The organism is Abditibacteriota bacterium (genome assembly GCA_017552965.1).
Classification (GTDB): domain Bacteria; phylum Armatimonadota; class UBA5829; order UBA5829; family UBA5829; genus RGIG7931.
On the sequence record JAFZNQ010000009.1, the window covers coordinates 247,506 to 269,076 of the forward strand.

12 protein-coding genes and 1 tRNA gene are annotated in these 21,571 nt (G+C 59.6%); 4 read left to right on the forward strand and 9 right to left on the reverse strand.

The features are described from left to right. Window positions 1-42: 42 nt before the first annotated feature. Window positions 43-1,962, reverse strand: coding sequence for a hypothetical protein (locus IK083_02055; protein MBR4748343.1), 1,920 nt, complete (start codon window positions 1,960-1,962; stop codon window positions 43-45). A 120-nt stretch (window positions 1,963-2,082) separates the two neighbouring features. Here IK083_02055 and IK083_02060 point away from each other — a divergent pair, with 120 nt between their 5' ends. Together IK083_02060 and uvrA are read left to right on the forward strand one after the other, a co-directional pair. Continuing rightward, the gene (locus IK083_02060) at window positions 2,083-4,551 is read left to right on the forward strand and encodes a hypothetical protein (GenBank protein MBR4748344.1); all 2,469 of its coding nucleotides are present in this window, start codon (window positions 2,083-2,085) and stop codon (window positions 4,549-4,551) included. A 4-nt stretch (window positions 4,552-4,555) separates the two neighbouring features. Further along, window positions 4,556-7,384, forward strand: a complete 2,829-nt coding sequence (gene uvrA / locus IK083_02065; GenBank protein MBR4748345.1) for an excinuclease ABC subunit UvrA — start codon at window positions 4,556-4,558, stop codon at window positions 7,382-7,384. A gap of 47 nt (window positions 7,385-7,431) precedes the next feature. Here the strand turns inward: uvrA and IK083_02070 are convergent, their stop codons facing one another. The 8 genes from IK083_02070 to IK083_02105 form a co-directional block, all read right to left on the reverse strand. Continuing rightward, the gene (locus IK083_02070; GenBank protein ID MBR4748346.1) at window positions 7,432-8,631 is read right to left on the reverse strand and encodes an acetylornithine transaminase; all 1,200 of its coding nucleotides are present in this window, start codon (window positions 8,629-8,631) and stop codon (window positions 7,432-7,434) included. 1 nt (window position 8,632) lies between these two features. After that, window positions 8,633-9,496 carry an acetylglutamate kinase gene (gene argB / locus IK083_02075; protein ID MBR4748347.1) on the reverse strand — a complete coding sequence of 288 codons (864 nt, stop codon included), beginning with the start codon at window positions 9,494-9,496 and terminating at the stop codon, window positions 8,633-8,635. 71 nt (window positions 9,497-9,567) lie between these two features. Next, window positions 9,568-11,349, reverse strand: coding sequence for a family 10 glycosylhydrolase (locus tag IK083_02080; protein MBR4748348.1), 1,782 nt, complete (start codon window positions 11,347-11,349; stop codon window positions 9,568-9,570). 10 nt (window positions 11,350-11,359) lie between these two features. After that, entirely contained in the window at window positions 11,360-12,685 is a 1,326-nt protein-coding gene (locus IK083_02085) for a sugar ABC transporter substrate-binding protein (GenBank protein ID MBR4748349.1), read from the reverse strand. Between the two features lie 60 nt (window positions 12,686-12,745). Next, entirely contained in the window at window positions 12,746-13,978 is a 1,233-nt protein-coding gene (locus tag IK083_02090) for a mannitol dehydrogenase (GenBank protein MBR4748350.1), read from the reverse strand. Window positions 13,979-14,011: 33 nt separating this feature from the next. Next, complete coding sequence (locus tag IK083_02095; protein ID MBR4748351.1) at window positions 14,012-15,256, reverse strand: PHP domain-containing protein; 1,245 nt, start codon at window positions 15,254-15,256, stop codon at window positions 14,012-14,014. Window positions 15,257-15,307: 51 nt separating this feature from the next. Beyond that, a complete protein-coding gene (locus tag IK083_02100) occupies window positions 15,308-16,435 on the reverse strand; it encodes a GGDEF domain-containing protein (GenBank protein ID MBR4748352.1) in 1,128 nt (375 codons plus the stop codon). A 132-nt stretch (window positions 16,436-16,567) separates the two neighbouring features. Further along, window positions 16,568-16,655: transfer RNA gene (locus tag IK083_02105), tRNA-Ser, on the reverse strand. A gap of 191 nt (window positions 16,656-16,846) precedes the next feature. Between IK083_02105 and IK083_02110 the strand changes: the two genes are divergently transcribed. Continuing rightward, a complete protein-coding gene (locus tag IK083_02110) occupies window positions 16,847-18,445 on the forward strand; it encodes an alkaline phosphatase family protein (GenBank protein MBR4748353.1) in 1,599 nt (532 codons plus the stop codon). Between the two features lie 155 nt (window positions 18,446-18,600). After that, window positions 18,601-21,570, forward strand: coding sequence for a response regulator (locus tag IK083_02115; GenBank protein MBR4748354.1), 2,970 nt, complete (start codon window positions 18,601-18,603; stop codon window positions 21,568-21,570). The last annotated feature ends 1 nt before the right edge of the window (window position 21,571 follow it).

The following is a 21,571-nucleotide window of genomic DNA, read 5'->3' on the forward strand; positions in this document are numbered from 1 at the left end:
ATACCAAAAAAAACGGGGCGGAAGCATCCGCCCCGCCGGGTGTTATTCGTAACAAAGGGTGATTGCCCTGCTGGGCACGTCGGCAAGCTCCTGATCGGCGTATGCCACAGTGACGAAGTATTTGAGAGAGCCGGTGGCAAACACTCCGGTGAGAGGCACGGGACCAAAGGTAAAGCCTCCGTCGGCCCTCACGGTCACCACCTCGCTCTTCAGGACTCCGGAGATGTTGAGTATGCCGGTCTTGTTGTTGGAATACATGACGGTGCATATCAGCATCCTGCCGGGCAGAGCCTTGCCGGTCACGGTGATATCCTTTACCCCCGCATTGTTGGCCGGGGACAGGATGTATATATCTCTGTCGTCCACGGCGGGAGCGGGAGCCTGAGAGTCGGCAGCGGCTCCGTCAATGAGCCCCGCGGTCACGGCGTCGGTCTCATCCTTGGGAGCGTCCACGGCAGGCGCCTCGGTGGCGGGAGCAGCGGGTGTCTCGGCCGCGGGAGCAGCGGGGGTCTCGGCTGCAGGTGCAGCGGGTGTCTCGGCTGCGGGAGCAGCGGGAGCCTCGGCCGCGGGAGCAGCGGGAGTCTCGGCCGCGGGAGCAGCGGGCGTCTCGGCCGCGGGAGCAGCGGGAGTCTCGGCTGCGGGAGCGGCGGGAGCCTCGGCTGCGGGAGCAGCAGGCGTCTCGGTTGCGGGAGCAGCAGGCGTCTCGGCTGCGGGAGCGGCGGGAGTCTCGGCTGCGGGAGCAGCGGGAGTCTCGGCCGCGGGAGCGGCGGAAGTCTCGGCCGCAGGAGCGGCGGGCGTCTCGGCCGCGGGAGCGGCAGGCGTCTCGGCCGCGGGAGCAGCGGGAGCCACGGGCGACAGTCTGGTGACCTTGCCTATCTTGCTCACCACGGCGTCCTTGCCGTTGACCGTCATCACGTATCCCGTATCGGAGGATATGTTGACGCCCCGACTGGACATATAGACCATGAGCTTTGCCTTATTGAGGGCCTTGGCAGGCACCTTCATAAAGCCCACGTAGCTGCCCTCCGACTCTTCTCTGAGCACGGTCTTGGTGCCGTCCACGTATCTCAGGTCGCAGGACACTCCCACGTGAGAGGTGCCCTTCACGTTCACCAGTATCAGGTCGCCGGTCTTCAGGGCGTCGGGAGAGCTGACCAGCACGTCGTCTATGCTGAGCTCCACAGGAGCAGTGTCCGGAGTCACCGCAGGCTGAGCAGGCTCTGTCTTGGCAGGCTCGGTCTTGGCAGGCTCGGTCTTGGCGGGCTCCGCAGGCTTCACGGGCTCCGTCTTGGCAGGCTCGGTCTTGTCGGGCTCCGCAGGCTTCACGGGCTCCGTCTTGGCGGGCTCTGTCTTGACAGGCTCCGCAGGCTTCACAGGCTCCGTCTTGGCGGGCTCGGTCTTGGCAGGCTCGGTCTTGACAGGCTCCGCAGGCTTCACGGGCTTCACGTCCTCAAAGCCCACCACGATCAGGGTCCATATATTCTTGTTGTCCGGATTGATCCTGGCGTAGAAGCTGTTGCCCACCTTCAGCTTGTCCACGGACACCAGCACGGAGGAGGACTCCAGGTATATGGAGCACTTGTCCGCCACCACGTATTCGGGAGTGGCTTCGCCGTCGTCCACCGTCAGGGTGCTGCCGTTGATGCCCACTATGGTGCCGGATATCATGTCAAAGGATGCGGCCGCCTTGGTGATGATGTTGTTGTCATTCACCTCGCAGGACACGGAGTCGCCGGGAGAATAGTCCAGAAGGCCCACCTCAAAGGGCTTGGTGTTCACCAGTCCTCTGGTCAGCCTGCTGGAGGCGTCCACCCGGACGGTCACGTCGCCGTCGGCTGTGGCTATGGTGATATTCTTGGAGCCGTTGTCCACGCTCCCGACCATACCGCTGACGGTCCTGGCGGAGACGCCGGTAGCCACTGCCAGCAAAAATATGCATACGCAGATCAAATATTTATTCATAAGCAGCCTGCCATCATAATGTATTTATGGAAATCGTTCCTATTTTAATGGTATAATATAAACGGAATAATTTCAAGGGGCGGACGGATTTTTTTGCCCGTCTTTCAAGGATAAACCGATATGAGACTCTGTAAATTCTATATATTTTCCCTGATACTTCTTCTTGCGGGGGCTGCCGCCTTTTCCCAGGGGAAGGTGACCACCAACGCCATCTATCAGGATTCCTCCGGCACCAAATACGAGTGGAAGATCATGGATTCGGGCAACATCATCTGGGACGGCATCTCCTACACCCCCTGCGGCGTCAGGGTGATCTTTGACAGCCTCTCTTCTCCCGACACCCACGCCCTCTCGGCCCGGGACAAGTCGGTGATAGGCGAGCTGGCTGCCTCCAACGTGGACTCTGTGATCATCTCCAACGGCTATCAGCTCACCAATTCCGATCCCGCCGTGCTCCAGCAGATCATGGACCTGCTGGACGAAAACGGCATCAGATACGGCATAGAGCTGGGTGAGGAGACCGGCGATCCCCTTGCGGGCTACCCGGTGGACCCTGCCCGCTGGAGGATAGACGGCCCCTACCCCGACAAGGTCATCACCGGCATGTGGAAAGACGTGGACTCCGGCCTCTACGTGGTGGTCAGCAAGTCCGACAGCTCCGTCATCGAGTCCGGCAGTCTGGAGGTCAACGCCAACGGGCAGGCCACGGTAAATCTGGAGCGCTCTCTGGGCCCGGACACGGCCCTGCTGGTATATCCCCACCAGACCCGTTTCGGCAGCTTTGACATATGGGAAGGCTATGACGCCCTGAGAGACGTGATAGTCAAATACTTCTCTCAGGTCAGGCCCGGAGAAGGTCTGAGATTCTTTTACAATCCGGTGAACGCCTACAAACTGGCCTTTGCCGCCGGCGACGGCAGCTTCGTGCCGGTGAGCTCCAAGTTCTCTCTGGAATTCGAAGGCTATCTCACCAAGAAGCATTTTCACAACGGCATGCTCTCCCACAAATGGGGCATCAGCCCCAATCTGCCGGAGATATCCGACTATCTCAGCCTGCTGCCCCTCTGGGCCCAGCTGCGCAACTCCTCCAGAGGTCTGGGCCAGATGTACGACCTGTCCGGCCGCAAGTTCCTCAGGGCCAACACCAACGGCTCCTACTGGCAGGACCTGACGGACTTCAGGACGGACTCGGTCCGGGAATACATGTCCTCCGCAGGTGACGTGCTGAGGAAGAACGTGGCCAACGTGCCCATCATATACTCCGCCTGCAGGGACCGGGTCAATCAGACCTATTTTATCAATGCGTCCTCCTCCAGCCCCGACGGCTTTGCCTACGTCTGCGACGGCGAGGACCGGGAGCTGGGCTACGACATATCCCTGCTCTACAATCTGAGCAACACCTATCCCAAGACCACCTGGATCGCGGCGGTGAACCCCGCCATGAGCGTCGACAGCCTCATAGATCTGGGTTACAAGGGCTTCTTTTTTGACTACAATGACGGCGCCGGCATCGCCAAAGCCAACGAGTTCAGGGGCAAGTGCCACAACATACAGGCCTACAGGCCCAACGTCATAGAGTATCCCACCTCTTCGGAGATAGGCATCACCCCTCAGCTGCTGGACGAGCAGGGGCACACCTACTGGCTCCCCTCTCCCAAGGGCGCAGACGTCATGCGCTTCGGCGAGGACGTATTTGGCTACAACATAGTGGGCACCGGCGACTACGTCATATGGGCCCGGGAGGACAACACCCAGATCACCTTCCCCGGCATCAAGAACACGGCTCCCAAGGCCGTCTTTCCCGCCGACGTGGAGATAAAGAAGGCCAAGGCTGCCTCGTCCAGGTCCAACCCTCTGTACACCATGACCATCGGCACCCGTCCCACCGTGCTGCGCAACATCAGCTTTTCCCTGTTTTTCCCCAGGGAGACGGCCGAGGCGGAGATAGCCAAGATGGAAAGGCTGGTCAAGTCCACTCCCATAGACGATGACACGGAGAAAAAGCTCATGGACCTGAGCATCAAGAACATCAAGGAAGTGCTGAAAAACGGCGCCTTCGGCACCGCCTTCAGCATGGCCCGGGAGATCATAGGCCAGACCAGCCGTCTCAGCGACGCCAGCCTGTGGATCGAGTCCAGCACCCTGACCCGCACTGCCTTCACCGGCTTCAGGGCCCGCAAGGGCGCCACCGACGGCACCGTGCTGCTGCTGGACGAGCAGGAGCGGGCTCCCCTGACGGACTACTACGCCTCCATGACCATCAACGTGCAGAACAACAAGTCCTACGAGCTCTGGATAGCCATGTCCCGGAGCGCCGACTCTTCTCCCTGCGAGATATCCAACAGCGGCAGCCCCTGGATGGCGCCGGACACCTCCACGGAGAGGCCTTACGGCGACGGCCTGGCCTGGTACAAGGTGGGCACCGCCAGCCTGTACGAGGGGCCCCAGACCATAGACGTAAAGGTCACCGGTCCCAATCAGGCCGGCAGATATTATCTGGCCATCGACGCCATCCTGCTGGTGGCGGAGGACGAAGACTTTGTCCCGCAGGCCGACAGCAAGCCCGCCTTTGTGAACATTCTGAGGTAGCGGGATGCCCAATGACAAGATCATCATCCGCGGCGCCAGGCAGAACAATCTGAAAAACATTTCTCTGGAGATACCGCGGGACAGATTCGTGGTAGTCACAGGACTTTCCGGCTCCGGAAAGTCCTCTATTGCCTTTGACACCCTCTACGCCGAGGGCCAGCGCAAATACGTGGAATCCCTGTCCTCCTACGCCCGCATGTTTCTGGGCCAGATGGACAAGCCGGACGTGGACGACATATCCGGCCTGTCTCCCGCCGTGTCCATAGACCAAAAATCCACCTCCCGCAATCCCCGCTCCACCGTGGGCACCGTCACGGAGATCTACGACTACATGAGGCTCCTGTGGGCCAGGGCCGGCAAGCCCCACTGCCCCAAATGCGGAGCCGCCGTGTCCTGCCAGTCCATAGACCAGATGGTGGACACGGTGCTGTCCTATCCGGAGGGCACCAGACTGCAGATACTGAGCCCCCTGGTCCGGGGCAAAAAGGGCAGATACCTGAAGCAGCTGGAGGACCTGAAGGCTCAGGGCTTTATCAGGGTGCGCATAGACGGCTCCCTCTATGACCTCACGGAAAGCACGGACATCATCCCCGATGCGGACAAGAACAAGAAGCACGACATAGACATCATCATAGACAGGCTGGTCATCAGGCCCGGCATCGAAAAAAGGGTCAGCGAGTCCATGGAGACCGCCCTGAAAAAGGGCGAAGGTCTGGCTGCTCTGGACGTCATAGGCTCCGGCGAGGTGCTCATGAGTGAGAACTTTGCCTGCACCGAGTGCGGCTACACCCTCACGGAGATAGCCCCCCGCAGCTTTTCCTTCAACACTCCCTACGGGGCCTGCCCGGAATGCCACGGCCTGGGCTATCACAAGGAGCTGGACCCCGCTCTCCTGATACCCAACAAAAAGCTGTCCATCAACGGCGGCGCCATAGCCAATTTTCCCGGTCTGAACGGCGACTGGGTCCGGTCGCTGCTCAACGCCTTTGCCGACAAGACCGGCGCCGACCTGGACGCTCCCGTAAAGGACTTTACCCGGGAGCAGATGGACGGCCTGCTCTACGGCTTCAGGGAGCCCATTCCCATCAACTACTATTCCAAGTCCCGCAGGCACGCCTACCGCTACAACTACAAATGGTCCGGCCTCATGGGCCTTCTGAAAAAGCGCTACGACACCTCCACCGCCGAGGACACCAGAGAGCTGGTGGAGCAGTATATGGCGGACGTGCCCTGCAGCCTGTGCCACGGACAGAGACTGAAGCCGGATTCGCTGGCGGTGACCGTGGGGGACAAAAACATCATAGAGGTCACGGACATGTCCATAGACCGGGCTCTGGAGTGGTTTGGCTCCCTCTCCCTCTCCGAAAGAGACATGATCATAGCCCGGCAGATACTCCGGGAGATCACGGCCCGGCTCAGATTCCTGCAGGACGTGGGGCTGGGCTATCTGACCCTTTCCCGTTCGGCAGCGGGCCTCTCCGGCGGCGAAGCCCAGCGCATCCGTCTGGCCACCCAGATAGGCAGCGGCCTTATGGGAGTCCTCTACGTGCTGGACGAGCCCTCCATAGGCCTCCATCAGAGGGACAACCGCAAGCTCATCAGCGCCCTCAAAAAGCTGAGGGACCTGGGCAACACCATCATAGTGGTGGAGCACGACAGAGAGACCATGGAATCGGCGGACTATCTCATAGACATAGGGCCCGGAGCCGGCGAACACGGCGGACGGGTGATATACGCGGGGCTGCCGGGAGACATCCGGGACTGCGGGGAGTCCCTCACGGGCAAATATCTCTCCGATGAGCTGACCATACCCGTCCCCACCGGCAGGAGAGAGGGCAACGGGCTGCAGCTGGAGCTAAGGGGAGCCTCCGCCAACAACCTGAAGCATATAGACGTGGACATACCTCTGGGCAAGATGGTGTGCATCACCGGGGTCTCCGGCTCCGGCAAGAGCTCACTGGTGCAGGACACCCTGTTCCCCCGGCTGCAGAGCGAGGTCAACGGAGCCGCCAGAGCCTGGGGCAAGCACGACTCTCTGGCCGGCATGGAGCACATAGACAAGGTCATCAACATAGACCAGAGCCCCATAGGCAGGACACCCCGCTCCAACACGGCCACCTACACGGGTCTCTTTGACATGATCAGGGCCCTCTTCAGCGAGACCCAGGACGCCAAAGTCAGGGGCTACTCCCCGGGCCGGTTCAGCTTCAACATCAAGGGAGGCCGCTGCGAGGCCTGTTCAGGCGACGGCATCACCCGCATAGAGATGCATTTTCTGCCGGACGTCTTCGTGCCCTGCGAGGTGTGCAAGGGCAAGCGCTACAACCGGGAGACCCTGAAGGTGCGCTACAAGGGCAAAAACATAGCCGACGTGCTGGACATGACCGTGAGCCAGGCTCTGGAGTTCTTTGACGCGGTCCCCAGGATCAAACGCAAGCTGCAGACCATAGCCGACGTGGGTCTGGACTACATCCGTCTGGGGCAGCCCGCCACCACCCTTTCGGGAGGCGAGGCCCAGAGGATGAAGCTGGCCAGCGAGCTGAGCCGCAGGAGCACCGGCAAGACTCTGTATATACTGGACGAGCCCACCACCGGCCTCCATTTCCACGACGTGAAAAAGCTCATCGAGGTCCTGAACGCTCTGGTGGACAACGGCAACAGCATGATCATCATAGAGCACAATCTGGACGTGATCAAGTCTGCGGACTACATCATAGACATGGGGCCCGAAGGAGGCGACGCCGGAGGCAGGGTCATATGCGCCGGCACCCCGGAGGAGGTGGCCGCAGCGGAAGACAGCTACACCGGCCGGTTCCTCAGGGAAATACTCTGACAAAAAAGTCCCCCCTCCCTTGCAGGAGGGGGGCTCTTGTTGCTGCTCTATTTGCCCGCGGCGGCCGCTATGGCGCGGCCTATCTTGTCCGCCGCTTCGTCGGCCTGCTCGGCTGTGAGGATGAGAGGAGGCACCAGCCTGATGATGCTGTCGCCTATGGCGTTCAGTATGACGCCGCAGCCAAAGCCTTCGGTCACTGTCTTTTTGGCCACCGGCTCCGACAGCACCAGACCTATCATGAGGCCTTTGCCCCTCACCAGGTCTATGCCTTGCGTCTGACTCAGCTTTTCCATGAGCCGGGCGCCTACTGCGGCGGCGTTGTCTCCCAGCCTGTCCCGCTCATATCTGCCGATGACGGCCAGAGCGGCGGCGCAGGCCAGAGGGTTGCCGCCGAAGGTGGATGCATGATCCCCGGGCGCAAAGACGTCGGCGTATTTTTCACCGGCGATACAGGCGCCTATGGGGAAGCCGCCGCCCAGCATCTTGGCCAGGGTGACTATATCCGGCTTGACGCCGTAGTGCTCGAAGGCAAAGGTCCGGCCCGTGCGGCCCATACCCGTCTGCACCTCGTCCAGTATCATGGCCGCATCGTATTTGTCGCACAGGCGGCGGACCGCTTCCAGAAACTCTCCGGTGGCGGGACGGACGCCGCTCTCGCCCTGTATGGGCTCCAGAATGACGGCGCAGGTGCGCTCCGACATGGCGGCCTCCAGTGCGGCGGCGTCGTTGTATTCGATATAGTCAAAATCCGGCACCAGCGGAGTAAAGCTCTTCTGATACTTGGTCTGGCCCGTAGCGGTGATGGCCCCCAGAGTCCTGCCGTGAAAAGAGTTCAGGGCTGCTATGATCTGGGTCTTGTCCCCGGGCCGGCCGTCTCTCTTGGCGGCCTTTCTCGCCAGCTTCAGGGCGGCCTCGTTGGCCTCTGCCCCGGAGTTGCAGAAGAAGGCTCTCTTCATGCCCGCTGCCCGGGCCAGCCATTCGGCCAGCCTGCCCTGCGGCTCCGTGTAAAACAGATTGCTGGTGTGCATCAGGGTCGCCGCCTGCCGCGCTATGGCCTCCGACAGCTCCCTGTCGCCGTAGCCCAGCATATTGACGGCTATGCCGGCCACCATATCCAGATAGCAGCGTCCTTCCGTGTCATAGACGTACACCCCGCTGCCCTTTTCCAGCACCATGGGAAAACGGCCGTAGGTATGCATGACCCAGGTGTCGTCCCTCTCTATTATGGTTCTTGTGATGTCTTTCATGCTATTCTTCCGATCCTTCTATCATGGTCCCTATGCCGCTGTCCGTGAGGACCTCCATCAGTATGGAGTGAGGTCTGGTGCCGTTGATGATGTGAGTGCCCGACACTCCCGCTTCCAGCGCGATGATGCAGGCCTCCACCTTGGGTATCATGCCCTTGGACACCAGTCCCGCCTCTATCAGGTCGCCGGCCTCCCGGGCTGTCAGACGGCTGATAAAGGTGGCGGGGTCCTTGATATCCTTGTATATGCCGTCCACGTCTGTCATCATGATCAGCTTTTCAGCCCTGACCGCAGCCGCCACTTCGCCGGCTATATGGTCGGCGTTGATGTTGTAGGCTTCGCCCTCGTCCCCCATGCCTATGGAGGATATGACCGGGATGTAGCCGTGGTCCAGCAGGTCGTAGAGCACCTTCGGATTGATCTCATCCACCCTGCCTACCCGGCCCAGCTTGGAGTTGAGCTGGGAAGCGCTTATCAGGTTGCCGTCCTTGCCGCTGAGGCCCACCGCATTGCCTCCCATGGAGTTGAGCAGGCCTACGATGCTCTTGTTGGTCTTGCCGGCCAGGACCATTTCCACTATTTCCATTGTGCCGTTGTCGGTGACTCTCTTGCCGTCCACGAATTCGGGCACCAGCCCCACCATGTCCATCATCCTGTTGATGTCCGGCCCTCCGCCGTGGACGAGAATGGGCCTCATGCCCACGTAGCTCATCAGCAGTATATCCTGGATGACCGAAGCCTTGATCTCTTCGCTGGTCATGGCGTGGCCGCCGTATTTGATGACGATGGTCTTGCCGTAATATCTCTGAATGTAGGGCAGCACCTCTACCAGCAGCTGCGCCTGCTCTTCTATGTTGTGTGTCATACGTGATCCGTTCTTTATAAATTCTATAATATATTATACTCTCTTCGGGCCCAAATGGCAAACGCCGGGCCTCAGTCGCCGAAGAAGCCGTTGCCAAAGCGCTCCAGCACGTGGAAGGAGCCGTAGGTCACGGACCAGCACAGGTTCTCCGTGTCGCCGCCTGCGTATCTGTTGCGGGTCATATTGATGCGCCATCTCTCTCCCGGCGCCGGCGTCCCTACGGCCATCTCGCCGAAGGGTATCCTGATCTCGCAGGTCCAGCCATCGGCTGTCTTGCGCACTGCAGACTGCCACTCCTTGTTCCAGGAAGCGTTGTATATCTGCTGGTCAAAATGGGTGTTCAGGGTGTTGACGGAAAAGTGATTGTATTTGACGCCCCGGGGGTCCATGTTGAGGAACACCTCCACCGAGTCGTCGTTGAAGGTGTAGCCGTCTCTTTCCGCAGCGTCTGCCTTCAGGGTGTCCATGGAGGGCTCGGCGCAGTCAAAGGCAAAGACCACCGCCTCGTCGTCATAGCAGGCCTTCACGGTGGTGCGCACCGTGGCCGGCCGGCCCGTATTGTCCCTGCTGATCTCTGCCGCGGGATAGTCCCCCCACTCCTCCAGACTGCCGTCTATGACCACGGGAGAGGTCATCCTCTTCACCGTGTAGTCGGGGACCGGGAGCAGCTCCCGGGGCAGGCTGATGGCAGGGGCTGTGTCCCGGACAAAGCCGTGGCTCAGAGTGTAGTCGTGTATCCTCTCCGACTGAGAGGAAGACCCTCTGAAGGGCAGCAGGGCCTTGTCCTTCCACACGGAGCCCGAGAGCAGGTCCCCCAGAGAGGCGGTATAGTACTGGCTGGCAAAGAGAGCCTGCCCCAGATAGGCGGTGCCCCTGGCCAGAGCTATCTGATCTATGTTCTTTTCCTCCCGGGCAGTAAAGTTCAGGCTGCCTATGCCCACGCAGGGGAACACCTTCCCCTCCAGCCGGGCCAGCTGCCGGGCCATGAGCTCTCCGAAGCGCTCGTCCGAGGAGGTGTAGGTCATGGGCACCAGCATATCCACCCAACTGTTGTCGGCCCAGTGCCCCCAGTTCTGACAATACATATATCTGGCCTCGTCGGGGTCCGCCGCCACGGCGGCAGACACTATCAGCTCCGGCTTGATCCTCTTGAGCCTCAGGGAGGTCTCCTGCACAAAGGTGTCCAGCATCATGGCTCTCAGGTCGATCCAGGAGAGATAGTCCCGGGACAGAAAGGCTATGTCGTGAGGGTCCGCGCCGTAGAGCCGGGCGTAGGCTGCGCAGGCCGCCTTGTTGTAGCCCCACAGGGCGGGCTGCTGGATCTCGTAGCGTATATAGTCCAGATGAAAGCCGTCTATGTCGTAGCGGGAGGCTATCTCCTCAAAGAGGCTCAGCATGAACTCTCTGGCCTCTCCTATGAAGGGGGATATCCACAAGCCTCCGTTGACGGAGAGGGTGTCGCCGTTCTTGCTGCAGTCTGTCCAGTCGGGATTGTTGGTGATGATGGCTCCCTGATCCTTGGTGTAGCCGGCCCTGAAGCACCACACCCAGGGATGGACCTCCATCCCCAGCCTGTGGGCCTCTCTGATGAGGGTCTGCAGCACGTCGTCCCTGTCCACGAATCTGGGGTCTCTCTGGAGTATGCGGCTGGGATACACCGCATAGCCTCTGCATATCATCTCGGGAAAGAGCAGGTTGAAGCCGGCTCTGTGATATTCCCTCACCATGTCCACGGCTTCCCGGTCCGTAAGAGGGACCTTGTCCGAGTTGATCCAGATGCCCCGTATCTCTGAGTCGGCCATACAGGCCGACAGAGTCAGGAGAGCCAGGAGCAGGGTATATAGTGCTTTCATAGTGCAGTCCTTATTTGATAAAGTAGGGGTTGTTGATATTGCGCTGGATGATGTCATCCACTCTCTTGGCTATTCTGTCGCAGGCCTCGTCCATGGACTGGCGCCCCAGCCACACGTTGCCTATCTCATAATTGGATATCTGATGAAAGTCCGTGGAGCTGATGTAGGGCGATATCTCCAGGGGCCTGGCTTCCTTCAGGTCGTCCAGCACGTTCTGATTCTCCGTTTCCTTGGGATAGTCGGGATTGAAGAGAAAGTTCTTGATGATGGGCTCCGTGTTGATGGAGGGCACCCCGTCTCCGTAGTCGGAGACCAGATTCTGATTGGCCTCCCCGAGGAGATGCACCAGAAAACGCACCGCCTCCGCCTTGTGTTTGCTGCCCTTGGGTATGCAGTAGCTCTTGGAAAGGAGTATATTGTTGGGACAGGGGCTCTTGGGCAGCCGGGCTATGCCGAACTCCAGGTCCGGGAAGTATTCCCGGAAATAGGTCACGTAGTCCCTGCCTCCTATGAACATGGCTATCTTGTTCTTGCCGAAGAGCATCCTGTCACCTCCTTCCCCGCCAAAGGCGTCCAGATTCATGATCTCGGAGGGCGAAGGCACCACCTTGTCCTTCATGCGCAGGGCTTCCCACTCCCTCATGCCCTTTTTGGCCTCGGGGCTGTTGATGAGACAGTGTTTGCCGTCCTGGGAATACAGATGGCCTCCGTACATCCACACGAAGAAATGACAGTCCTCAAACACCATGAGCCCCTTTTGCACCGACAGCTTTCTGTTGCCAAAGTCCTTGTAGAGGGTGAGGGCCCTGGCCGCCTTTTTCAGGTCCTCCCAGGTCCAGGTGGAGTCGGGATAGGCCATGCCCGCCCGGTCAAACAGGGTCTTGTTGTAAAATAGGCTCAGGGTGGACTGGTTCTCCGTGATGCCCACCAGCTTGCCGTCCACGAACAGATAATCCATCAGGGACGGGAAAAAGTCGTCTATGGGAATGTTGTATTGTTTGATGTAGGGGGTCAGGTCTTCCAGCTGGCCGTATCTGTAAAAGGTGCGAAAGGCCTCCACGTCATAGGCGGTGAAGATGTCCGGGCACACGTTGCCCGCCAGCTGGGTGAGTATCCTCTGCATGCCGGCGTCCACGTCGTTGATGACCCTAATATCGGGATTGAGGGACTCAAAATATTTGATGGTCTGGGCCCTGATGGGAGTGGCGCCCACCACCCAGCGGATGGTGGTGACGCCGGGACGCTCCGGATGCAGGGTGAGCCCCAGATAAATGCCGCAGGCGATGACTGCCAGAGCGAACAGGATCACTCCGACAAGGGATAGATATTGTCTCATACTCGTCACTATGCACCTCGGACAAACATATACCCCGCCGGAGCGGGGCATAGCGTTTATTTAAGCAAATCTGATGTATTCGGCGTGGGCCGCTATCTCGGACAGGTCCTTGCCCGCTTTCAGCATGCCGTAAAATTCTTCCACCAGAGAGATGACCCGGTCAACGTGGGGCAGGTCCGTCTCCTCGGTGATGCCGCAGAACTCCCGCAGGGATTCTCTGACTCCGTGCTCGGCGCAGTAGGAGGACACCTTGACGGCGGCCTCGTCGTCGGGCTGGGCAAAGAGCAGTCCGGCGGCTATGCCTATGCACACGTAGACAGGCAGGATGCCGTTAGCAAGGCAGCTCTTCACGGTGCCTATGAGCCTGTCGTTGTTGGACAGCTTGCGGACGGGGTCCTTGCCCACTCTGGCCACCGTGTCGCCCAGTCTGTGATTGGCAAAGCGGAACAAGAGCTCGTCGGCGTGGCTCGTGAGCTCGTCATAGGGGTAGTCGTACTGCTTGCACAGGGCGGCCACGGACTCGCCGAGGGCGTATTTGCATATGAGCTTGATGCCTGTGTCGGCCATAGACTCATAGGTGTAGGTGTAGCCCTTCAGAAAGCCCAGATAGGAGCAGACTGCGTGGGACATATTGTGTATGAACAGCTTGCGCTTGATAAAGAACTCAAAGGGAGCAAAGGGCTTCAGGTTGACTATGGCCGGTATCTCGCCCTTGAAGGCGTTCTTGTCCACGGGCAGCTCGCAGTAGGGCTCCACGAACACCACCAGAGGGTTCTTGGCCTTGGCCTCCGCGGGCACCATGGGCACCATTCTGCCTATGGAAGCCTCCACCAGACCTACTGTCTCCAGAAATCTGGCGTATTCTTCCTCGCTAAGCTCCTTCTTCATCAGGTCTCTGATAAAGCTGTCGGCTTCCAGCAGGTTTTCGGCGATGATGATGTTGAGGGGCTTGTCATTGCCTATCTCCCAGCGCTTTCTCAGGCCGGCGGCCACGGGCTTGATGATGTAGGGCAATACCCGGACGCCCACGGAGGTGGACATGAGATCGGCAGTGGCTATCTCATCGGCCACGGCTTCGATCACCTTGCCGTCCACGGCTCTGGCGCCTGTGATGGTGATCAGCTTTTCTTCCTTGTCGCTGACGATATTGATGGGGTAGCTCCTGTCCTTGTTGAACTGCTCGATAACGGCGTCCACCACGTCCACAAAGACCAGCTCATAACCCGACTGATGGAACAGCTGTCCCATGAAGCCGCGTCCTATGTTTCCCGCTCCGTAAAGTACTGCTTTCATATTATAACTCCTGATCGGGCCCGAAGGCCTTGTTTATGACTCGTTTTTCGCCAGTGCGGCGTAATGGGCTATCCTGTCCTCCAGGTCCGGCAGCCGCTCCCGGGTCCCGGGGGCGGTGATGGCCAGGGACAGGTCCCGGGTGGCCGCTTCCTCGTGGCCTATGAGGGCCCAGGTAGCGGTGATAAGGTTGGCAAACTCGGGGTTTTCCAGAGCCTTGCAGACAAAGCTCTGCCTGGACGAATTGATGTCCTCTCCGGATATCTGCATGAGACCGCGCAGGTCGCAGAGAGCCTTCACTCTCCTCAGCTGCTCCGGAGTGTTCCGGGAAGGCATGTAGGTCACTGCGTCAAAGCCCAGGTCCGAGAGGGTGTCAAAGAGCAGCTCCAGATAGCTGTCCTCGAAGGTCTGGGCCTTCTTGTCGCCGGTGACGCTCTCCCCCACGTCTCCCAGATAGGCGTAGGCGGATATGGCTCCTATGGACCGGGCAAAGTCTATGAGCTCCCTCACGGGAGGGCATTCCTCCCCCGCGGGGATGAAAAACCGGTCCATCAGGGAGGACTTGAACACTCCCAGCAGGTCATACTGCCCGTGTGGGTTGACGGGGTCCCCGAGCCTCTGTCTCTGAGTGGGCGAAAGGGCTATCCCCAGCCCCTGCTCCACGTAGTCCGTCAGGTCCCTGCCCAGAGGGTGCGCCGCCATGATCTTGCCCGCAAATGCAAAGAGGAGATGCCTCTCGGTCACCGTGCCTCCCTCCTCATAGCGGGAAATGGGCAGCACGTCCCGGTCAAAGTCCAGCTCTGCGCCCTCTGCCACCTCCGACAGCCGGGCCGTCATGAGCCGGTCTCTCTCGAGACGCAGCTTCCTGTAGGGCGCCAGATACCGGTCGCAGGCGTCTATCTGCGTGTGGGGGATGCCGTGGAGGGCCATGTAGGCCATGGTAGGCTGGTCCGGGTTGTTGATCCTTTTCCCTTCCAGAGGAGTGCCGGCAAAGGAAGCCCGCACCTCAAAGCCTATGGTGGTCCGGATGCCGACTATCCTGCCCGCCTCGATAAACTGCCGGGTCCCTGCCACCGAATCATGGTCCATGATGCCGCAGGTGGACAGGCCTGCCTGCTTGGACAGCAGTACGGCCTTGGCCGGCGTATAGGGCGAGAAGGAATACACCGTGTGGATGTGGTTGTTCACATACACGGGGGATGCGGGAGGAAACTCCGTGGCGGCCACCGCCGCCCTGAGGGCCTCCGGATCTTCAAGGGAATCGTGGATCGAGGGATTCATTCACACCTCCGGAAAATGGGATCCGAGTTTACAGACCGCCCCGTCGGGGCGTCATTTTTGCTTGTCTTCATACAGCTCCGAGTCCGCCAGATTGATCAGGTCGGGCACCGAGTCGGCCTTGCTGCCGGTGACGCTGCCCATGGAGGCGCTGATGGTATAGCCCTTGTGCTTGGTGATATCCAGTATCTGCAGCCGCCGGACCACGTCGCTCTTGATCTCGTCCAGCTCCTTTTTGATATCGCCGGTCCAGCTGTCCTTGACTATGACGAATTCGTCGCCGCCGTATCTGTAGGGTCTGGCGTTCTTGCCTCTGCACACCCGCTTCAGGACTCCGGCAAACAGCTGCAGGGCCACGTCGCCCTCATGATGGCCGTAGGTGTCGTTGATGGACTTGAAGCCGTCCAGGTCCAGCATGATGATGCCCCACTTCTTGTCCTCGGAGGCCTTGCGCTCCATATCCCTGAAGAGCTGGCGCCTGTTGTAGAGGTCCGTGAGCTCGTCCCGGGAGATATAGGCGGTGATGTTCTGGAAATAGCAGAGTATCATGCCCAGGGTGAGACCTATGGGCAGGAAGGCGGAGGCGGGCCACAGCACGTCCAGCAGTCCGAATACCACCAGGAGCAGGCAGAACTTGAGTATGTTGGCGTGGTCCTCTCTCTCGGAGTAGTGCTGCTTGTCAAAGTAGGCGATGCCGGAGTGGACTATCAGTATGAGACAGGGCAGCCCCAGAGGGACGTACCACAGGTTGTACAAGGGGGTCCTGGTATAGAAGTCGGACCAGAAGAGGGACAGCCTGACCGGGGTAAGGATGCACAGGACCAGAAAGATGAGATGCAGCAGCCAGGACAGCCTGACCATCATGGGAGCCTTGTCCTTGAAGGTAAAGAGGGCCCCGCCGAAAAACAGGCACACAGTGACGTAGAGAGAGGTCTTGAGAGCCAGATCGCAGACGTAATGCCACACCGGGGGCAGAGCGTCGCCCAGCCCGAACCACAGCAGCGAATCCAGGGTGTAGATCATGATGAGCACTGCCCCGGATATCATAAATCTTTTGTGCCGGCTCACCTGATCGGATACGCCCCCCATCTTAGCGTAGTGGGCGTACAGGAAAAAGACTATCACCAGACTCAGGAACAAGAGCTCCAGATATGGCACCAGCGGCATTTCAAAAGGGATCATACGGCCTGTCCTATATATTCTCCTTTATTTGCCGGCGCTGCCCGGAGGCAGCCGGCTCAGACTTACACATACTTATTATAGCATTTTTTCATCAAATACACAACAAAAAGCCCTCTCGCGAGGGCTTTTCGACGGAGTAGGTGGGATTCGAACCCACGAGCGAGGAATCCCGCTACGGCATTTCCAGTGCCGCTCCTTAGGCCAGCTCGGACACCACTCCATACTGCCGCCGGGGCCCTGCTGGGCCGCCGGCTTGGTTCTTATGCAATTCAATGATACCAAATATGCCCCTCGTTTGTCAAGCAGACACCGCCCCGGGAGGCAAATTTGCAAAAAAAACTCTTCAGGGGCCTGCTTGTGGTTTTTGCGGGGGTGTGCTATAATAAAGGCGCGGAATACAAGAGGTATTTGATGAAAACCAAGCTGTTTATTTTTCTCGTCTGCGCCGTCCTTGCCGCGGCAGCGGCCTCCTGGGGAGCCGACCGCTACGTGTACAAGCACGTGGTCATCGTGGGCATAGACGGAGCCGGCAGCTTCACGCTGCAGACCCCCACTCCGAATATGGACCGGATATTCCGGCAGGGCGCATACACCACCCGCTGCCGGGCGTCCATCCCCACCATCAGCGCCCAGAACTGGGGCTCCATGCTCCTGGGCGTCACACCGCAGACCCACGGTCTCACCAACGAGATCATCAGCGCCCGGACCTATGAGAACCGGGAGCATCCCACCATCTTCCGGATGGTGCGGGAGGCCATGCCCTCCGCCCGTCTGGGGTCCTTTTGCAACTGGAACCCCATCAACTACGGCATAGTGGAGCAGGATCAGGGCGTGACCTTTGCCACCGCGGACGACGCGGCTCTCACGGTCAGGATCACCGACTACATCCTGGAGCAAAAGCCCGAGCTGCTGTTTGTGCAGTTTGACAACGTGGACCACGCGGGCCACACCTGGGGCTACGGCTCGGAAAAATATCTCCGGACCCTTACTCAGACGGACGTCTTCGTAGGCATCATCCATGACGCCCTCAGGGGCGCCGGCATTCTGGAGGACACCCTCTTCATAGTCCTTGCCGACCACGGAGGCATCGGCACCGGCCACGGCGGCGTCACGGACGAAGAAAAATACGTGTTTTTCGGAGCGGCGGGCCGGACCGTATGCAGCAACAGCCGGCTGGACCTCTGCAGCAGGGACCTGGCCGCCATAGTCTGCCGGGCTCTGGGCGTCAGACCCCATCCCGTGTGGGATTCCTACGTGCCCAAAAAGCTGTTCCGGGACTATCCGTCTCCCCCGCAGAGGCCCCGGGCGCCGGCTCTCCGGCCCCGCAGCAGCGCCCCTACCCCCTCCGGCAGCCGGGCTCTGGACAAATATGCGGACACGGCGGCCCTCCGGTGCGCTCTCATGTTTGACAGCAGCCTCGGCTCCGCCTTCGGCCCGCTTCAGCCCGAAGTCCTCGGCAAGGCAGCCTATACGGAGGGCTGGTACGGACAGGCCTGCCGCCTGGACGAAAATAGCAGTCTCTCCTTTCCGGGCCTTTCCTTCGGCAGGGACAGCTTTGCCATATGTCTCTGGATGAAGACGGACCCGGGCCTGGAGGGAGACCCGGCGGTCTTTGGCAACAAGGACTGGGCCTCGGGCTACAACAGGGGCTTTGTGTATTGTTACAGAGGCGCCTTCAAGTTCAACGCCGGCGACGGAGACCGGGTCAGGTCCGACTTCGATTATTACGCCCCGGAGGCCCCCGAGGAGGGCTGGTCCCACGTGATACTGTCGGTGAACAGAGAGACCGGCAAAGTGGACTACTACTGCAATTTCGAGCTGCAGTCCTCTGACGCTCTCGCAGAGGACCTCATGCAGACATCCTTTGACTCGGGCCTGCCCTTCAGGCTGGGCTCCGACGGCACCGACAGCCCCCAATACAAGATGCGGGGCTCCTTTGACGACCTGCTCATATTTGACAGGGCCCTCACCCCCTCAGAGGTCGGCAGGCTGAAGGACTACTACATGTGACCCAGGGCCTCCGGGCCCTTTTTTCCTTTTTTCTCCCCGGTCCATAGACAGGACCGTCATATTTGTGTTATAATATTTATAAATAGATATTTATGGCCTGCCCCCGAGGGACCCGGGCCGACACCACACGCGAGAGGCATTGACACGACAATATCATGAAAAACAAAGCGCTCGTATACCTTATTATCGGCGGCGTCATCCTGGCCGCCATCATAGTCTTCGGCTCCCTCTGGATGAGGTCTGCCGCCGGCAAGGACACCAGGTCCGTCATCAGGAGCCTGAACTCCATGTATCTGGAGGAGCTGGCAGTCCGCCGCGAGCAGGTAGTGGAGAAAAACCTCAACGAGAACGTAAAGCTCATAGACATAGCCGTAGGCCTTATGACCGCCGAGGACCTCAGGGACACCGGGCACCTCATGGCTTATCAGTCCCGTATGAAAAAGCTCTTCAAGCTGGAGCGCTTTGCCTTCGTCAACACCTCGGGCCACATCTATACCTCCACCGGCGTCAAGTACGACATAGACGAGTATCCCTTTGACTACAAGACCATCAAAGGACCTCAGGTGGCCGTGAAAAACGTGGCGACCACTCACAAGACGGTGGTCATAGCCAAGCCGGTGGACAAGGAGATAGCCGTCAGCGGCGACCGGCTCACAGTCTGCTTTATGGAGCAGGACATGAGCGTGCTGCTGGAGGGCGCCTCCATGGACACCCATGACACCGAGTCCACCTTCTGCAACATCTACACCCGGGAAGGCATCCCCCTCAGCGAGCTGGTGCTGGGCGGCAAGGCCTCCGAGACCAATCTGCTGAACGCTCTGGCCAACGCAGACTTTGAACAGGGCTATTCCTACGAGCAGACCGTCCAGGATTTTCAGGGCGGCAAAAAGGGCATGATAGCCTTTTCCTACAAGGGCACCCGTGAGATGCTGGCCTTTGTGCCCGTCAAGGGCACCGACTGGCAGCTCACCTATCTGGTGCGCGAGAGCGTGGTCAGCTCCCGTATCGGCTCCGTGTTCAACACGGTGATAGCCAGGAGCCTGGTCCAGTCCGTGGCCTCCGCGGTATTGCTGCTCATACTCTTTGGCATCATCATCACCCAGATGGGCAGAAACGTGCGCCTGACCATGGAAAAGGCGTCTGCCGACCTGATCATGGCCCTCTCGCGGAACTACAAGTCCGTGTTCTACGTGGATCTGGACAATGACACCGCCGCCTGCTACAGGGAGGACTCGGTCCTCACCGACACTCCCCGTCTGAACCAGGTGGTCTCCTACAGACACGCCGTCACCACCTACTCCGCCAGACACGTGGCGCCGGAGGACAGGGACAAATTCAACGAGTTCGTGGAGCCGGACGCGGTGCGGACCAACGTGGCCAACAACAATCTGTCTCTCCGCTATCTGGAAATGACTCCCTCCGGCGAAAGATACACCATGCTGAAGATAGCAGGCGTATCCCACGGCCCCGGCAGCTCCGGCATAGTGTGCATGGGCTTTTCGGACGTGGACGAAGAGACCCGCCAGTCTCTCCTGCAGCAGCAGGCGCTGCAGACCGCCCTTGACACGGCGGAGGAGGCCAGCAAGGCCAAGACCACCTTCCTCTCCAGCATGAGCCATGAGATCCGCACCCCCATGAATGCCATCATCGGCCTGGACAGCCTGGCTCTCAGAAACAAGGACCTGCCGGAGGAGACCAGAGATTACCTGACCAAGATAGGCAGCAGCGCCAAGCATCTGCTGGGCCTCATCAACGACATACTGGACATGAGCCGCATAGAGTCCGGCAGGCTCACCCTGCGCAGCGAGGAGTTTTCCTTCAGGGACACCCTGGAGCAGATCAACACCATGGTCATGTCTCAGTGCTCGGACAAGGGACTGGAATACACCTGTCAGATGCTGGGAGGCGTCAGCGACTACTACATCGGCGACAACATGAAGCTGAAGCAGGTGCTGATCAACATACTCTCCAACGCCGTCAAGTTCACCGATGCCCCCGGCAGCATCCGCTTTACCGTGGAGCGCCGTGAGACCAACCAGAACCACAGCGTCCTGGTCTTCACCATCAAGGACACGGGCGCCGGCATGGACCAGGATTTCGTGGACCATGAGCTCTTCAAGCCCTTTACCCAGGCTGAGGCCGGCAAAAACAGCAAATACGGCTCCACCGGTCTGGGCATGGCCATCACCCAAACCATCGTGACTCTCATGAACGGCGAGATCCATGTGGATTCCAAGAAGGGCGTGGGCACCACCTTCACCGTGACCATCACCCTGAAAAACGCCGACAGCAATCACGTGGTCTCGGGCTATCTGGACCTGGCCGATATGAGAGTGCTGATAGTGGACGACGAAGAGGTATCCGCCGAGCACGCCCGCATGGTACTGGAGGAAGTGAGCATCAAAGCAGACGTGAGCTACAACGGCCCTGACGCCCTGCGCATGGTAGAGGTGGCCCACACCAAGCAGCAGCCCTACAATCTGGTGCTGCTGGACTGGAAGATGCCCGAGATGGACGGCCTGCAGGTAGCGGAGCAGATCAGGTCCCGCTACGACAGCGAGACCACGGTCATCATCCTCACCTCCTACAACTGGGAGGAGATCTATGACCAGGCTCTCCACGTAGGCGTGGACAGCTTTTTGGCCAAGCCTCTCTTTGCCTCCAATATCATCAGCGAATTTGAGACCATAGCCCGCAAGAACAATATGCAGCTCCGCAGGGAGAGGCCCAAGGCCGAACTGAAGGGCAGGCACATCCTGCTGGCAGAGGACATCCTCATCAACGCCGAGATCATGACAGAGCTGCTGGAGATCAGAGAGGTCCAGGTGGACCACGCCGAGAACGGCGAGGAAGCCCTGGCCCTGTTTGAAAACCATCCCTCCGGCTATTACAGCGCCATTCTCATGGACATACAGATGCCCAGGATGGACGGTCTGGAGGCTGCCAGAGCCATCAGAGCCTCCCTGCATGAGGATGCCAGGAGCATACCCATCATCGCCCTTACGGCCAACGCCTTTGACGAGGACGTGCAAAAGAGCCTGCAGGCAGGTATGAACGCCCACCTGAGCAAGCCGGTGGAGCCGGAGACTCTCTTTGAGACTCTGGAGACCCTGATCGTCGATTAGA

What these genes read in the sequence shown, in the direction of transcription:
- IK083_02080 (MBR4748348.1), bottom strand. Translation starts at nt 11,349, where the DNA reads ATGAAAGCACTATATACCCTGCTCCTGGCTCTCCTGACTCTGTCGGCC.
- argB (MBR4748347.1), bottom strand. Translation starts at nt 9,496, where the DNA reads ATGACACACAACATAGAAGAGCAGGCGCAGCTGCTGGTAGAGGTGCTG.
- IK083_02115 (MBR4748354.1), top strand. Translation starts at nt 18,601, where the DNA reads ATGAAAAACAAAGCGCTCGTATACCTTATTATCGGCGGCGTCATCCTG.
- uvrA (MBR4748345.1), top strand. Translation starts at nt 4,556, where the DNA reads ATGCCCAATGACAAGATCATCATCCGCGGCGCCAGGCAGAACAATCTG.
- IK083_02095 (MBR4748351.1), bottom strand. Translation starts at nt 15,256, where the DNA reads ATGAATCCCTCGATCCACGATTCCCTTGAAGATCCGGAGGCCCTCAGG.
- IK083_02055 (MBR4748343.1), bottom strand. Translation starts at nt 1,962, where the DNA reads ATGAATAAATATTTGATCTGCGTATGCATATTTTTGCTGGCAGTGGCT.
- IK083_02060 (MBR4748344.1), top strand. Translation starts at nt 2,083, where the DNA reads ATGAGACTCTGTAAATTCTATATATTTTCCCTGATACTTCTTCTTGCG.
- IK083_02090 (MBR4748350.1), bottom strand. Translation starts at nt 13,978, where the DNA reads ATGAAAGCAGTACTTTACGGAGCGGGAAACATAGGACGCGGCTTCATG.
- IK083_02110 (MBR4748353.1), top strand. Translation starts at nt 16,847, where the DNA reads ATGAAAACCAAGCTGTTTATTTTTCTCGTCTGCGCCGTCCTTGCCGCG.
- IK083_02070 (MBR4748346.1), bottom strand. Translation starts at nt 8,631, where the DNA reads ATGAAAGACATCACAAGAACCATAATAGAGAGGGACGACACCTGGGTC.
- IK083_02085 (MBR4748349.1), bottom strand. Translation starts at nt 12,685, where the DNA reads ATGAGACAATATCTATCCCTTGTCGGAGTGATCCTGTTCGCTCTGGCA.
- IK083_02100 (MBR4748352.1), bottom strand. Translation starts at nt 16,435, where the DNA reads ATGATCCCTTTTGAAATGCCGCTGGTGCCATATCTGGAGCTCTTGTTC.